The 13,172-nt window shown below is 61.9% G+C and carries 16 protein-coding genes; 10 read left to right on the top strand and 6 right to left on the bottom strand.

Annotated elements, in window-relative coordinates; translation table 11 throughout:
- The first annotated feature begins 5 nt into the window (after positions 1-5).
- The 4 genes from modC (at position 6) to CWC48_RS25315 (ending at position 4,722) form a co-directional block, all read left to right on the top strand.
- Positions 6-1,085, top strand: coding sequence for a molybdenum ABC transporter ATP-binding protein (modC, locus tag CWC48_RS25330; protein WP_100492460.1), 1,080 nt, complete (start codon positions 6-8; stop codon positions 1,083-1,085).
- A 78-nt stretch (positions 1,086-1,163) separates the two neighbouring features.
- Positions 1,164-2,201, top strand: coding sequence for a DNA topoisomerase IB (locus CWC48_RS25325; RefSeq protein ID WP_099492108.1), 1,038 nt, complete (start codon positions 1,164-1,166; stop codon positions 2,199-2,201).
- A 124-nt stretch (positions 2,202-2,325) separates the two neighbouring features.
- The gene (locus CWC48_RS25320; protein ID WP_100490606.1) at positions 2,326-3,948 is read left to right on the top strand and encodes an ABC-F family ATP-binding cassette domain-containing protein; all 1,623 of its coding nucleotides are present in this window, start codon (positions 2,326-2,328) and stop codon (positions 3,946-3,948) included.
- 69 nt (positions 3,949-4,017) lie between these two features.
- Entirely contained in the window at positions 4,018-4,722 is a 705-nt protein-coding gene (locus CWC48_RS25315; protein ID WP_078048546.1) for a YoaK family protein, read from the top strand.
- Between the two features lie 143 nt (positions 4,723-4,865).
- On the opposite strand, the gene CWC48_RS25310 is transcribed toward CWC48_RS25315, so the two are convergent.
- From CWC48_RS25310 to CWC48_RS25295, 4 genes are all read right to left on the bottom strand, one after another.
- Positions 4,866-5,219, bottom strand: a complete 354-nt coding sequence (locus CWC48_RS25310) for a hypothetical protein (RefSeq protein ID WP_078048547.1) — start codon at positions 5,217-5,219, stop codon at positions 4,866-4,868.
- 172 nt (positions 5,220-5,391) lie between these two features.
- Positions 5,392-5,703, bottom strand: a complete 312-nt coding sequence (locus CWC48_RS25305; RefSeq protein WP_034105135.1) for an AzlD domain-containing protein — start codon at positions 5,701-5,703, stop codon at positions 5,392-5,394.
- Positions 5,700-6,395, bottom strand: coding sequence for an AzlC family ABC transporter permease (locus CWC48_RS25300; protein WP_100490605.1), 696 nt, complete (start codon positions 6,393-6,395; stop codon positions 5,700-5,702). Before CWC48_RS25300 ends, CWC48_RS25305 begins: the two co-directional genes overlap by 4 nt.
- A 71-nt stretch (positions 6,396-6,466) precedes the next feature.
- The gene (locus CWC48_RS25295) at positions 6,467-6,682 is read right to left on the bottom strand and encodes a hypothetical protein (RefSeq protein ID WP_005788169.1); all 216 of its coding nucleotides are present in this window, start codon (positions 6,680-6,682) and stop codon (positions 6,467-6,469) included.
- Positions 6,683-6,859: 177 nt separating this feature from the next.
- Here CWC48_RS25295 and CWC48_RS25290 point away from each other — a divergent pair, with 177 nt between their 5' ends.
- From CWC48_RS25290 to CWC48_RS25265, 6 genes are all read left to right on the top strand, one after another.
- Positions 6,860-7,216, top strand: coding sequence for a metalloregulator ArsR/SmtB family transcription factor (locus CWC48_RS25290; RefSeq protein ID WP_068933077.1), 357 nt, complete (start codon positions 6,860-6,862; stop codon positions 7,214-7,216).
- 19 nt (positions 7,217-7,235) lie between these two features.
- Positions 7,236-8,519 (top strand): arsenic transporter, encoded by a 1,284-nt coding sequence (locus CWC48_RS25285; protein WP_100490604.1) that lies wholly within the window; start codon positions 7,236-7,238, stop codon positions 8,517-8,519.
- Positions 8,520-8,533: 14 nt separating this feature from the next.
- A complete protein-coding gene (locus tag CWC48_RS25280; RefSeq protein ID WP_100490603.1) occupies positions 8,534-9,004 on the top strand; it encodes an arsenate reductase ArsC in 471 nt (156 codons plus the stop codon).
- 11 nt (positions 9,005-9,015) lie between these two features.
- The gene (gene arsH / locus CWC48_RS25275; RefSeq protein ID WP_100490602.1) at positions 9,016-9,702 is read left to right on the top strand and encodes an arsenical resistance protein ArsH; all 687 of its coding nucleotides are present in this window, start codon (positions 9,016-9,018) and stop codon (positions 9,700-9,702) included.
- A gap of 50 nt (positions 9,703-9,752) precedes the next feature.
- Positions 9,753-10,544 (top strand): AraC family transcriptional regulator, encoded by a 792-nt coding sequence (locus CWC48_RS25270; RefSeq protein ID WP_100490601.1) that lies wholly within the window; start codon positions 9,753-9,755, stop codon positions 10,542-10,544.
- A 74-nt stretch (positions 10,545-10,618) separates the two neighbouring features.
- Entirely contained in the window at positions 10,619-11,230 is a 612-nt protein-coding gene (locus CWC48_RS25265; RefSeq protein ID WP_100490600.1) for a LysE family transporter, read from the top strand.
- On the opposite strand, the gene CWC48_RS25260 is transcribed toward CWC48_RS25265, so the two are convergent.
- Positions 11,231-12,538: an MFS transporter gene (locus tag CWC48_RS25260; RefSeq protein ID WP_100490599.1), complete on the bottom strand. Its 1,308-nt coding sequence runs from the start codon at positions 12,536-12,538 to the stop codon at positions 11,231-11,233. It abuts the gene before it with no gap.
- Between the two features lie 19 nt (positions 12,539-12,557).
- The gene (locus tag CWC48_RS25255) at positions 12,558-12,824 is read right to left on the bottom strand and encodes a metal-sensing transcriptional repressor (protein ID WP_068933064.1); all 267 of its coding nucleotides are present in this window, start codon (positions 12,822-12,824) and stop codon (positions 12,558-12,560) included.
- Between the last annotated feature and the right edge of the window lie 348 nt (positions 12,825-13,172).

Genomic DNA, 13,172 nt, shown 5'->3' with positions numbered 1-13,172 from the left:
TGTCGATGATTGATGTACGCCTGCACCTCACCTATTCGGGCTTCGCCCTCGATGTGGACCTGCACCTGCCTGGGCGCGGCGTGACCGCGCTGTATGGGCATTCCGGCTCCGGCAAGACCACCTGCCTGCGCTGTATCGCTGGCCTGGAGCGGGCCGTGGACGGCTTTATCCAGATCAACGATGAAGTCTGGCAAGACAGCCGCCAGGGCGTGTTTGTGCCTGCGCATAAACGTGCGCTGGGGTATGTGTTTCAAGAGGCTAGCCTGTTCCCGCATCTGTCGGTGCGGGCCAACCTGGAGTTCGGCCTCAAGCGCATTGCGCGCCAACAGCGCCGTGTGGACATGGCACAAGCCACCGAATTATTGGGCATTGGCCACCTGCTCGACCGCCATCCCCAGCACCTTTCCGGCGGCGAGCGCCAGCGCATCGGCATCGCCCGCGCGCTGCTCACCAGCCCGAGCTTGTTGTTGATGGACGAGCCCCTGGCAGCCCTCGACAGCAAGCGCAAGGGCGAGATCCTGCCGTACCTCGAACGCCTGCACGATGAGCTGGACATCCCGGTGCTGTATGTCAGCCATGCCCAGGATGAAGTGGCACGCCTGGCCGATCACATCGTGCTGCTCAGCGATGGCAAGGCCCTGGCCAGCGGCCCCATCGGCGAAACCCTGGCGCGGCTCGACCTGCCCATGGCCCTGGGCGACGACGCGGGTGTGGTCATCAACGGCACGGTGAGCGCCTACGACGAACACTACCAGTTGCTCACCCTGCAATTGCCTGCCAGTGCCCTGCACATGCGCGTCGCCCATGCTCCGCTGGCACTCGGCAAGGCCCTGCGCATCAAGGTGCAGGCGCGTGATGTCAGCCTCAGTCTGCAAGCCGAGGAGCACAGCAGCATCCTCAACCGCCTGCCGGTGACGGTCACCCAGGAGATCTCGGCGGACAACAGTGCGCATGTGCTGGTGCGCCTGGACGCCAGTGGCACGCCGTTGCTGGCACGCATCACGCGTTTCTCCCGCGACCAACTGCAATTGCACCCTGGCCAGACGCTATGGGCGCAGATCAAGGCGGTCGCCGTGCTGGCGTGAACAACCTTTTGGCACGACCGCAAACGGCTGCGGTCAATCAGACATACCGGCCTGATTTGTTGCCAAGGAACCCGCCTCATGTCCGACTCTGCGCTGCCCCGCGACCTGCATTACGTTGACGACACCCAGCCCGGCATCCGCCGCAAGACGGTGCGCGGCAAGTTCCAGTACTTCGACCCCAAGGGCGTGCGCATCACCGACGCCGATGAGATCAAGCGCCTTAACGCCTTGGCGGTCCCTCCCGCCTACACCGACGTGTGGATCTGCGCCGACCCGCGTGGCCACTTGCAAGCCACGGGTCGCGACGCACGTGGGCGCAAGCAGTACCGCTATCACGCGCGTTGGCGCGAGGTGCGCGACAGCGACAAATACTCGCGCCTGCAGGAGTTCGGCAACGCCCTGCCGAAATTGCGTAAACAGCTTGAAGCGAAAATCGCCGAGCCCGGCTTCACCCGTGACAAAGTCTTGGCCACGGTGGTGATGCTGCTGGATGCCACGCTGATCCGCGTCGGCAACACCCAATATGCGCGCGACAACAAATCCTACGGGCTGACCACCCTGCGCACCCGCCACGTGGATGTAAAGGGCAGCGAGATCCAGTTCCAGTTCCGCGGCAAGAGCGGCGTCGAGCACCAGATCAGCGTCAAGGACCGGCGCCTGGCCACGGTGGTCAAACGCTGCCTGGAATTGCCGGGGCAGAACCTGTTCCAGTACCTGGACGAAGACGGTGAGCGGCACACCGTCAGCTCCCAGGACGTGAATGAATACCTGCACAGCCTCACCGGTGCAGACTTCACCGCCAAGGACTACCGCACCTGGGCCGGCACCGCCATGGCACTGGCCGTGTTGCGGGAATTGGAGTGGCAGCCCGAGTCCGATGCCAAGCGTCATGTCGTGGCGATGGTCAAGGACGTCGCCAAGCAGCTTGGCAATACCCCGGCGGTGTGCCGCAAGTGCTACATCCACCCGGCCGTGCTGGAGCATTTCAGCCTGGGTGAACTGTCCAAGCTGCCCAAGCCAAGGCTGCGCAAAGGGCTCAAGGCCGAAGAAGTGGCCTTGGCGATGTTCCTTGAGCAACTGGCGGAAAACTTGCCGAAGAAAGCCAAGGCGGGTTAGGCTCTGCCTCCCTTCTGACGCACGGGACGACCGCCGACGTGAACAACTAAGCCTTCCAAAATGTACCTGCAACGAGCCGCCTGGCGCGCTTGTTGGCCTGTTCGACATTTTTTTGGAGGTGCTGATGACTGACGTCAACCGGCTGCCCGTGCTTGTTTCCCTGCAACATGTAACCTTCCAGTTCGCCAATGGCGAGACCCTGCTGGATGATGTGTCCCTGTCCATCGACCACACCCCCACCGGCATTGTCAGGCGCAACGGACGTGGCAAAAGTATCCTGGCCAAACTGATTGCCGGGTTGCTCTCGCCTTCCTCCGGCACGCTCAATGGTGCGTCCCGTGTCACCTACGTACCGCAGAGCGTCGAGGTGGCGCCCGGAGACACCGTGGCTGATCTCACCGGCACCCTGCCGATCCTGTCAGCCCTTGAACGCATGGCTCTAGGCGTTGCACAGGTCGATGACCTTGCGTTGATCGACGACCGCTGGGACCTGGCTGAGCGACTGCGCGGCGCCCTGGATACAGCCGGCCTGGAAACACTCACTGCTCAAACGCCGGCCGAGCAACTCAGTGGCGGCCAATTGGCGCGAGTCGTGATTATCGGCGCGCTGTTGGCCGCACCCCAACTGCTGGTGTTGGACGAACCCACCAACCACCTCGACAGCGAAGGCCGAATGTGGCTGCTGCGCATGCTTGGCGAATGGCGTGGCGGCCTGGTGGTGGTCAGTCATGACCGGCAATTGCTCAATGCCATGGCGCGCATCATTGAACTGTCGCCGCTCGGCGTCCACGTGTATGGCGGCAACTACGCGACCTATCGGCACCAGCGCGACGCTGAACAACAGGCTGCCCATGCCGCGCTGGAACACGCACGCCTGGCGCGCAGTCGTGAACGGCGGCGCCTGCAAAAGGACCATGACAGCCTGCAACGCAACGCGGCCCGTTCGCGCAAACATGCCGAGACGGCCAATGTCGACCGTTTTACCAAAGCGCGCTGGAAAGGCGCCGCCACAGAAATCGTCAGCACCGTGCGCAGCGCGCACTGGCAGCACAAACATGAACTGGATGCCCAGGTGCGCGACGCCTACGAACGGGTCGTGGATGAGACCCCGACGCTGTTGGCACTGCCCGCGTCGGCCGTGCCCAACGGTCGCCAGGTGCTGTCCCTGCTTGACGCGCACTTGCCGTGGCTACCGTCGACGCACCTGAACGTCCACCTTGCCGGGCCGGTGCGGGTGGCTGTACGTGGGCCGAACGGTTGCGGCAAGTCCACGCTGCTCAAGGTGTTGGCGGGAGAATGGCGAATGGTCAGCGGCGAATGCAGCGTGCAGGTGCCCAGTGCCTATATCGATCAGCATCTTGCGCTGCTCGAGGACCAACGCTCCCTCGTCGAACAGCTCAACCTGCTCGACACACCACTGGCCGAAGCCGAACTGCGCACACGCCTGGCCTTGTTGCAACTGGATGCCTTGCGCGTGACCCAACCCGTCGGCCAACTCAGTGGCGGTGAGCGTTTGAAGGCCGCGATGGCCATCGCCCTGTGGCGCGAAGTACCGGCGCAACTGCTGCTGTTGGACGAGCCAACCAACCATCTGGACCTGGAGTCGGTGATGGCTTTTGAGCAGGCGTTGCAAGGATTTACCGGTGCGATGCTGGTGGTGTCCCATGACGCGGCATTTGTACAGGCGATCCGGCCCACGCACTACCTGGACTGGCATCCTGCGGGTTGGTGCCTGGAGCGTGCCTGAGGTCATTGCATGCGCGCCGAAAGCGTCCTACCGTAGTGGCCGGATAATCTCACCGAGGAACCCGGCCCTATGCTGCCTTCGCCCCGCAAGCCCTACGCCAATGCTGCACTGGCCCATCGACAGCGCTGGCGCGGCCGTGTCGGGCTGATGCTGGTGGCCAGCCTGTCGGTGCTGGCGGGCATGACCGATGCCATCGGCTTCATGGCGAGCGGCGACTTTGTTTCGTTCATGAGCGGCAACACTACGCGCCTGGCGGTGGCGATCAGCGCGGGTGACTTGGGCCTGACCGGGCGCTTGTTGTTGCTAGTCGCAACATTTGTGCTGGGCAATGCGTTGGGCGTGGTGGTCAGCCGACTCAGCCGTCGCCATGCCCTGCCCTTGCTGTTGTGTATTGCTGCTTTGTTGTGCGGTGCGGCGTGGCTGCCTTTCGCGGATACCCTGGCTGCGCTGCTGGCAGCGATCATTGCGATGGGCATGCTGAACGCGGCGGTGGAAGAGGTAAACGGCCTGCCCGTGGGGCTGACTTATGTCACGGGGGCGCTTTCGCGTTTTGGTCGTGGGCTGGGGCGCTGGCTGCTCGGCGAGCGCCGCAGTGGCTGGCGCGTGCAGTTGATCCCGTGGGCCGGAATGTTTGTGGGCGCAGTGATCGGCGCGCTGTTGGAGCAGCAGATGGGCTTGAAGGCGTTGCTGGTCAGTGGGGTATTGGCGGGATTGCTGGGGCTGATATCCCTGAAAATTCCCCGCCGCTGGCACCTGGGCTACATGCCGCGCTGAACAAAGGGGATGCTCGCCCGACGTTTAGGCCTCGACGTCCGTGTACTGGTAAAGAGCCATCATGTCGGGCGAGCGGGTGCATCATAAGCTAATGCGTCGTTGCTGTCGTGCCAGGCATTTCCTAAAACGACTTAGGCAACAGACTACAGGCAGGTCGCGAGTGCGGCCAAACGACGCTTGGCCGGCATGTTGTCTTCTGCGGCGTAGTACTTGATGGTGGAGCCGGTGCCTGCGCTCTGCACGTCGACAAAGTAATCGCCTGCGGTGGTGTAGACAGTAAAACCACCCGCCCCGATCGGCTCCTTGAAGCCGCCGGCGTCAACGCCGAACACGCTTTCGTCCTGCCAGCCGAACTGCACGCATTCGGCAACGACCAGGGTGGCCTTGTCCGAAGCCAGGGTTTTGTAAGGCACACCGGTGCGCGCTTCTTTCATCTTCGAACCCGCGCAACCGGCCAGGGCCGCCAGTACCAGTGCGCCAATTACCACCTTGTGCATGCCATTGCTCCATTGGAAAAAAACGCGACTGTACCATTGCCGCGAGCCGGACTGACGACTGCATGAACTTTGTTTCACGGTAAAGGGTGCAGGCGCCGCCTATAGTGGCCACGCTCATTTTTAGAAGCTTGCCTTCTGCCCGCCCTCCCGCGGGCTTTTTTTCGCCTGGGTTTTAGAGCAGCCAGCGAAACAGATAGAACAACGCCATGCTCAGCAGCACAGTCATCAGCACATTGCGCGTCCAGAACATCAACGCCACCGCACTGATGCCTGCCAGCAGGTACGGGTTGGCTGGGCTCAGGTTCAGATGATGATCCGCCAGGAAAATGATCGGCCCGCAAATCGCCGTGAGCATCCCCGGTACGGCGAACCCAAGGAACTCCCGCGCGCCACGGTTGAGGCGCACCGGCAGGCGCGGCTCAATAAAGAGGTAACGGTTGAAAAAGACCACCAGGCCCATCGCCACGATCATGATGTAGATCATTGCTGCCCCACTCCCAGTCGCTTGCAGGCATAACCCGCGCTCATGCCCAGCACGCCGGACACCACCACCGCCGATTCCCAATGCAGGAAACTGAGCCACACCGAAAACACCAGTGACACCGCCACGCAGACCACCGTGGGGACGTCACGCACCACCGGCGTGATCAGCGCGATAAAGGTGGCGGCGATGGAAAACTCCAGGCCGAGTTGGTCAAGACCGGGGATGCTCTTGCCGAGCACGATGCCTGCCAGAGTGAACAGGTTCCAGGCGATATAGAACGTCAGCCCCACACCCAGCGCATACCAGCGGTTGAAGGTCTCACGGTCGTAGTGGCTGACCAGTGCGAAGAATTCGTCGGTGAGCAGAAAGCCCAGGCTCACGCGCCAGCGGGTCTTGAGCGGCGACACAATTGGACGCAGGTGCATGCCGTAGAGCAAATGCTGGGAGGTCAGCAGCAAGGTGGTCAGTACGATGGAGATCAGGCTGGCGCCGCTCTTGACCATACCAATGGCGACCAGTTGCGCCGCACCGGCAAACACGATGGCGGACAACCCCTGGGCTTCCAACGGGCTGAACTGCGCATCGATGGCCATGGACCCGGCCAGCAGTCCCCACGGCGCACAGGCCAGGGACAGGGGAATGACGGCGATAGCGCCGCGAGCGAAGGCGTAATGAGGTAAGGCGGTAGGCATGGAAACGGCTCATCGACAAACAGTCGACAAGCATGCCAGCGCAACAAGGGGCTTGTCTTGAACGATCTTGCTCAGGCGAGCCGGACCGACACCTGCTCCACCGAATCACGCGCTTCGCGCAACTCATAGGCATCCTGGTTGAGCCGGTGAATGGTATTGAGCAGGCGCTGGCGCAGAACTTCATCACCGAGTTTTTCAACGGCGCGCATCAGGTCGAACGCCGCGGTTTCGTTATTTTCCGCGACGGAATCCAGGGTCTTGCGCAGGTTGCGAGTGGCACGGGTCACGCGGGTTCTTCCTTCATAAGCAATGGGCAGGCACTTTAGGACATTCGTGTTTCATTTTAATTTCAAACACTTGTGGCGGATTCCACGGCATTTGATCCATATCAATTGAAACGGGGTTTGACTGATACATATGGAAATCCGTATATTCGGAAAACCATATATACACAGGCCTTGGCCATGTCGGACCTCATCACCCCACCCACCCTGTTCAAATGCCTGGCCGATGCCACCCGGGCACGCCTGACGTTATTGATCCTGCGTGAAGGCGAACTTTGCGTGTGCGAACTGATCCATGCCTTGGATGACAGCCAGCCCAAGATCTCCCGCCACCTGGCGCAACTGCGCAGTTGCGGGTTGCTGCTGGATCGTCGCCAGGGTCAATGGATCTACTACCGCATCAACCCGGCACTGCCCGAGTGGGTGACCGAAGTGCTGCATACCACCCTACAAGCCAACCAGCCATGGTTGCACAACGACGCGCAGCGTCTGGATGCAATGGGCGACAGACCACAACGGGCCAGCACCTGCTGCTGAGCCATCGGAGCCTTTATTCATGCTTGTCGCAATTGCCATTTTCATCTTCACCATCGTCTTGGTCATCTGGCAGCCCAAAGGTTTGGGCGTCGGCTGGAGCGCCACGATGGGCGCGATCCTGGCCCTCGCCTGCGGCGTGATCAGCCTGGCTGACATTCCCGCGGTGTGGCACATCATCTGGAATGCCACCGGGACCTTTGTCGCGCTGATCGTCATCAGCCTGTTGCTGGACGAGGCCGGTTTCTTTGCCTGGACCGCCCTGCATGTGGCGCGCTGGGGGCGCGGGCGCGGCCGGCGATTGTTTGCCTATATGGTGCTGCTGGGGGCGCTGGTGTCGGCGCTGTTCGCCAACGACGGCGCGGCACTGATCCTTACACCGATCGTCATGTCGATGCTGCTGGCCCTGCGCTTTTCCCCTGCGGCGACCCTGGCGTTCGTCATGGGCGCGGGCTTTATCGCCGACACGGCGAGCCTGCCGCTGGTGGTGTCGAACCTGGTGAATATCGTCTCGGCGGATTACTTCAAGATAGGCTTCAACGAATACGCCGCCGTGATGGTGCCGGTGAATTTCGTCAGCGTCGCGGCCACGCTGGCTGTGCTGCTGTGGTTCTTCCGTCGTGATATCCCGCAGACCTACGACCCCACGGACCTCGAAGACCCCGCCAGCGCCATCCACGACCGCGCCACCTTCCGTGCCGGTTGGTGGGTGCTGGGCATCCTGTTGGTAGGCTGCTTTGCCCTGGAACCGCTGGGCATTCCCATCAGCGCAATTTCCGCCGTGTGCGCCGTGCTCCTGCTGGTGATCGCGGCCAAGGGCCACAAAATTTCCACGCGCAAAGTGCTGAAGGAAGCACCGTGGCAGATCGTGATCTTTTCCCTCGGCATGTACCTGGTGGTCTACGGCTTGCGTAACGCCGGCCTCACCACCTACCTGGCGACCTGGCTCGATACCTTCGCCACTTACGGCGTGTGGGGCGCGGCCATGGGCACCGGCGTGCTGACGGCGTTGCTGTCCTCGGCGATGAACAACCTGCCGACGGTGTTGATCGGCGCGCTGTCGATCGAGTCCAGCCATGCCGTGGGCGTGGTCAAGGACGCGATGATCTACGCCAACGTGATCGGCAGCGACCTGGGCCCGAAAATCACCCCCATCGGCAGCCTAGCCACCTTGTTGTGGCTGCACATCCTGGCGCGCAAGGGCATCACCATCACCTGGGGCTACTACTTCAAGGTCGGCATCGTGCTGACCTTGCCGGTGCTGTTGATCACCCTTGCCGCCCTCGCCTTGCGCCTGAGTTTCTAAAAGGAGATCGCTCCATGAAAGTCCTGTTCATGTGTACCGCCAACAGCTGCCGCAGCATCTTGTCCGAAGCGATGTTCAACCACTTGGCGCCAGAAGGTTTCGAGGCGATCAGCTCCGGCAGCTTTCCCAAGGGCCAGGTCCTGCCACGCAGCCTGAGCACGTTGCAGGCCGCCGGCATCAGCACCGAAGGCCTGTACAGCAAAGGCAACGAAGCCTTTGAAGGCAGCCCGCCGGATGTGGTGATCACGGTGTGCGACAAGGCAGCCGGCGAGGCGTGCCCGGTGTATTTCGGGCCGGCGGTGAAGGCGCACTGGGGGTTGGAAGACCCTTCGGATGTGCTGGGTGACGATGCACGCGTGCAGGCGGCATTCGACGCCACGCTGAAGACCATTGCCACTCGCTGCCGAGCGTTTTTCATCCTGCCGTTTGCCGAGCTCAGCCCAACTGAACTCAAGGCGGAACTCGCTCGAATTGCCGAGCTGTGATCGGAGGCCCCATGACCACCCTGCCCAACCTGGACCTGTCCCTGCTCCCGTCAAAATCGGACGGCTCAGCCCAACCACCGCGCATCCTGCTGCTCCACGGCTCGACCCGGGAGCGCTCGTTCAGCCGCCTGCTGGTGGAAGAAGCCGCACGCCTGTTGCAGCACTTCGGCGCGCAAACGCGTATCTTCAACCCCAGCGGTTTGCCACTGCCGGATGACGCACCCAGCGATCACCCCAAGGTGCAGGAACTGCTGGAACTGATGCAGTGGTCTGAAGGCCAGGTGTGGTGTTCGCCCGAGCGCCACGGTTCGATGTCAGCGGTGTTCAAGGCGCAGCTCGACTGGGTGCCGCTGGCCCTTGGCGCAGTGCGCCCGACCCAGGGTAAAACCTTGGCGGTGATGCAGGTGTCCGGCGGCTCACAGTCGTTCAACACGGTTAACCAGTTGCGCGTGCTGGGGCGCTGGATGCGCATGTTCACCATCCCCAATCAATCCTCGGTGCCCAAGGCGTTCATGGAGTTCGACGATCAGGACCGCATGAAGCCCTCCGCCCTGTACGACCGCGTGGTCGATGTAATGGAGGAACTGGTGAAGTTCACCCTGCTGCTGCGCGAGCGCCCGGACCTGGTGGACCGCTATTCGGAGCGCAAGGAAAGCGCCGACGAACTCTCGCACCGCGTCAATCAACGGTCGATCTGAGCCCGCCTGCCCGCGTATGCTCGTGCCTGTCTCCTGACTGAGTTGAATCGATGAGCGCCGTGCGACACGCCTGGTTGGGCCGCTATGAAATCAGCAGCACCGCCTGCACCGGCCTGACCTTTGCCCGCCATAGTCATGATGAATGCGTGATCGGCGTGAACCTGCTGGGCGAAGAAAAAGTCTGGCTCGACCGTCGGGAGTTCCACGCCGGACCCGGCTCCATCACCTTGTACAACCCCGGCCAGATTCAGGGCGGCGGCGCGGCAGACGGCGCGCCCTGGCACTTTGTAAGCCTGTACGCCACCGCGGATCAATTGGCGACGGACCTTGGGCTGGCGCACCTGGAGTTTGATCGTTCACTGTGCTTCCAACCCGACCTGGCGCTGCGACTGGCGACGGCGATCAAGGGCGCGTTGAGTACCGACACGCTGGTTCGCGAACTGAATGAAGAGGCGTTGGTGCTGCTGTTGGGGGAAGTCGTGGATATCAGCGGTGTGCGTCTGCCAGGCAGCGCCGGCACCGGCAAGCCTCTGATCAGTCGCGCCCAGGAACTGCTTGCCGAGCAACTGCATCAACCCCTGACGCTGGACCACCTTGGCGCCGAGGTGGGCCTCTCCAAATTCCACCTGCTGCGCGCCTTCCAGAAAGAAACCGGGCTGACGCCCCGTGAGTGGGCCATGCAACTGCGCACGCGCCGCGCCAAGGGCCTATTGCGCAACGGCATGGCCGCTGCCGACGTCGCCCATCACTTGGGCTTTGCCGATCAAAGCCACCTCAATCGACACTTTCGCTCCGCCTACGGCATCACCCCGGGTCTCTATCAAAGCGCTGTTAAACGCTGAACAGCGCAATCTGGTCCAAGACACCACCTCGGCTCATCCTCACACTGCCTGCCATCTCCTGAAGGAAACTGGGCATGCTGACGATCTTTTTCTACGCACTGGTATTCGGTTTTGTGTTCTGTCTCTCACCCGGCGCGGTGTTGGCAGAGACTTTGCGCCGTGGCTTGCTGCACGGCTTCACACCGGCCTTGCTGGTGCAGTTCGGTTCACTGGTGGGCGATGCGGTGTGGGCGATAATCGGCCTGACCGGCATCGCTTTGCTGATCCAGCATGACGCCGTGCGCGTGCCATTGACGGTGGTGTGTGCGCTGTACCTGGCTTGGCTCGGCATTCGCAGCCTGATCGACGCCTGGAAGCTACCTGAGTCAGACGATGCACCCGCCAGCACTCGGCAAAATGCGCTGGCGGTGGGCGCAGCGATTTCACTGGCCAACCCGAAAAATATTGTCTACTGGGGCGCGTTGGGCAGCGCGCTGTCAGGTATCGTCGGCACCACGCCCAGCCACGGGCAGACGCTGATGTTCTTTGCCGGGTTCATGTTGGCGTCGGTGCTGTCGTGCTTTCTAATCGCGGGGCTGGTCAATTTGTTGCGCCAGAATGCCTCGCCCACCTGGCAGCGCATCAGTTATGCCGCCTGTGGGCTGGTGCTGATCTATCTGGCGATATTGGCCGCGCAAGGCATTTGATCAAGCTGGCCAGCGGCGGTGCAGGTCATCGATGACGTAGGCATGCCCGTGCATTCCCGCTTTATTGCGTGCCAAGTGCGGATGCCCCCCGGGCAGATCAGGGTGTTCATGCACCACCGCAGGTTGCTCATGTTCTGGCCGCCAGAGGCTGGCGCAGGCGATCAGTGCCAAGGTAGCCACAAACGCCAGGCTGGCAAATGTCTGCGACATTCCGAAGTTGGCACTGAGCCAGCCGGCCAAGGGGTAAGTCAGCAGCCAGCAGATATGCGACAACGCGAATTGCGCAGCAAACAACGCAGGCCGGTCTTCGGTATGAGCGGAGCGACGCAACAGGCGCCCGCCAGGGGTCTGCACCAGGGAATAACCCAGGCCCAGCATCCACCACAACAGCAGCATTTGTCGGTAATCCGACAGGTAGACACCCACGCTGAGCCCCATGATCAGCAAGCCGGCGCCTGAAATCATCACGGTGCGATCACTGAGGCGCGCCAGCACCCTCGGCAACGCCCATGCAGCCATCATCGAACCGGCCCCGAACGCCGCCAGTGCAAACGCCGTGAAGCGTTGCGGCAAGGCAAATCCCGACTGTACCAGCACCACACTGTTGACGATGACCATCGCACTCGCGGCCGCCACCGCCAGGTTGAGCGCGAGCAAACCGCGCAGACGCGGGGTCGCCAGGAAAATCCGCAGACCACGGGTGGTGCGGTCATAGATACCCCGCCGCACCGCCGCTCTGGCCTGCGGCAGCAGCACCGAAGACACCAGCAGCGCCGAGATAAAAAAGCCCACTGACGTCCCGGCAAACAAGCTGTGGAAACTGATGATGCTCAGCAACATCGCCGCGAGTATCGGGCTGATCACGCTTTCCATGTCGTACGCCAGGCGCGCGAGGGACAGGGCCTTGGTGTACTGCGCTTCATCGGGGAGGATCTCGGGAATGGTCGCTTGAAAGGTCGGCGTAAATGCCGCCGAGGCAGACTGCAGCACAAAAATCAGCAGATAGACCTGCCAGATCTCCGTGACAAACGGCAACGCCAAGGCGACCAGGGCGCGGATCAGGTCCAGGCTAACCAGCATCGCCCGGCGCGGCAACCGCTCGGCAAAGGCTGCCGCCACCGGCGCAACGCCGATATAGGCCGCCATCTTGATCGCCAACGCCGTGCCGAGCACGGTACCGGCTTGATCACCCGCCAGGTCGAATGCCAGCAGCCCCAGGGCCACCGTCGTCAAGCCAGTGCCGATCAGCGCAATAATCTGAGCGAAGAACAGGCGCCGGTACGTCTTATTGCTGAGCACATCGAACATGGGAATCTCCCCTCGCGGCCTACAGGTACTTGGTCAGTTGCTTGAGCTCGGCCAACGAGGCCTGGCCATCCAGCGTCACGCTGCCTTCCAGGCAATGGTCGATATGGTCCTGGATCAGCGTGCGCTTGGCCTGGCAGATGGCTTTCTCCACCGCGTGCAATTGCTGGGCGATATCCACACACGGGCGCTGCGCCTCGATCATGCTGGTGATGCTGCGCAAATGACCTTCGGCACGCTTGAGGCGTTTAACGATGGCTTCGTGGGTTTGGTGGGCGTGTTCGCTCATTGAGATGCTCCTTCGGCGATGCGCTTATCGTATCCCCCCAGGGGGGATACGGGCAAGCCCGCTCATCTCCTTAGCGGAGAATAAATACCCTCACACTCGAAACCCTGACTAAGTGTAAGTAGCTAACGAAATGAAACAGGCCTTCTGTCTGAACAAACTCTGAACTTGTAATGAATTAATACATTAAGCGTTGACATCCTGCAGCGTCGTGAGTAGATTGCCCGTGCCCGCAACTGGGGCCTTTTTTAAACCTCACAAAAGAAGCCAATGGACACAGTATCTAGTCGCTGTCCGAGCACCGCTTACGCGGGCATCGGGCGCCAAACCCAGAATATGACAGGACTCGCC

The sequence above is a fragment of the Pseudomonas sp. S10E 269 genome (assembly GCF_002798465.1).
Classification (GTDB): domain Bacteria; phylum Pseudomonadota; class Gammaproteobacteria; order Pseudomonadales; family Pseudomonadaceae; genus Aquipseudomonas; species Aquipseudomonas pergaminensis.
The sequence above is the reverse complement of the archived record's forward strand: the minus strand, read 5'-3'. Positions and strand labels throughout refer to the sequence as shown.

What these genes read in the sequence shown, in the direction of transcription:
- modC (WP_100492460.1), top strand. Translation starts at nt 6, where the DNA reads ATGATTGATGTACGCCTGCACCTCACCTATTCGGGCTTCGCCCTCGAT.
- CWC48_RS25325 (WP_099492108.1), top strand. Translation starts at nt 1,164, where the DNA reads ATGTCCGACTCTGCGCTGCCCCGCGACCTGCATTACGTTGACGACACC.
- CWC48_RS25320 (WP_100490606.1), top strand. Translation starts at nt 2,326, where the DNA reads ATGACTGACGTCAACCGGCTGCCCGTGCTTGTTTCCCTGCAACATGTA.
- CWC48_RS25315 (WP_078048546.1), top strand. Translation starts at nt 4,018, where the DNA reads ATGCTGCCTTCGCCCCGCAAGCCCTACGCCAATGCTGCACTGGCCCAT.
- CWC48_RS25310 (WP_078048547.1), bottom strand. Translation starts at nt 5,219, where the DNA reads ATGCACAAGGTGGTAATTGGCGCACTGGTACTGGCGGCCCTGGCCGGT.
- CWC48_RS25305 (WP_034105135.1), bottom strand. Translation starts at nt 5,703, where the DNA reads ATGATCTACATCATGATCGTGGCGATGGGCCTGGTGGTCTTTTTCAAC.
- CWC48_RS25300 (WP_100490605.1), bottom strand. Translation starts at nt 6,395, where the DNA reads ATGCCTACCGCCTTACCTCATTACGCCTTCGCTCGCGGCGCTATCGCC.
- CWC48_RS25290 (WP_068933077.1), top strand. Translation starts at nt 6,860, where the DNA reads ATGTCGGACCTCATCACCCCACCCACCCTGTTCAAATGCCTGGCCGAT.
- CWC48_RS25285 (WP_100490604.1), top strand. Translation starts at nt 7,236, where the DNA reads ATGCTTGTCGCAATTGCCATTTTCATCTTCACCATCGTCTTGGTCATC.
- CWC48_RS25280 (WP_100490603.1), top strand. Translation starts at nt 8,534, where the DNA reads ATGAAAGTCCTGTTCATGTGTACCGCCAACAGCTGCCGCAGCATCTTG.
- arsH (WP_100490602.1), top strand. Translation starts at nt 9,016, where the DNA reads ATGACCACCCTGCCCAACCTGGACCTGTCCCTGCTCCCGTCAAAATCG.
- CWC48_RS25270 (WP_100490601.1), top strand. Translation starts at nt 9,753, where the DNA reads ATGAGCGCCGTGCGACACGCCTGGTTGGGCCGCTATGAAATCAGCAGC.
- CWC48_RS25265 (WP_100490600.1), top strand. Translation starts at nt 10,619, where the DNA reads ATGCTGACGATCTTTTTCTACGCACTGGTATTCGGTTTTGTGTTCTGT.
- CWC48_RS25260 (WP_100490599.1), bottom strand. Translation starts at nt 12,538, where the DNA reads ATGTTCGATGTGCTCAGCAATAAGACGTACCGGCGCCTGTTCTTCGCT.
- CWC48_RS25255 (WP_068933064.1), bottom strand. Translation starts at nt 12,824, where the DNA reads ATGAGCGAACACGCCCACCAAACCCACGAAGCCATCGTTAAACGCCTC.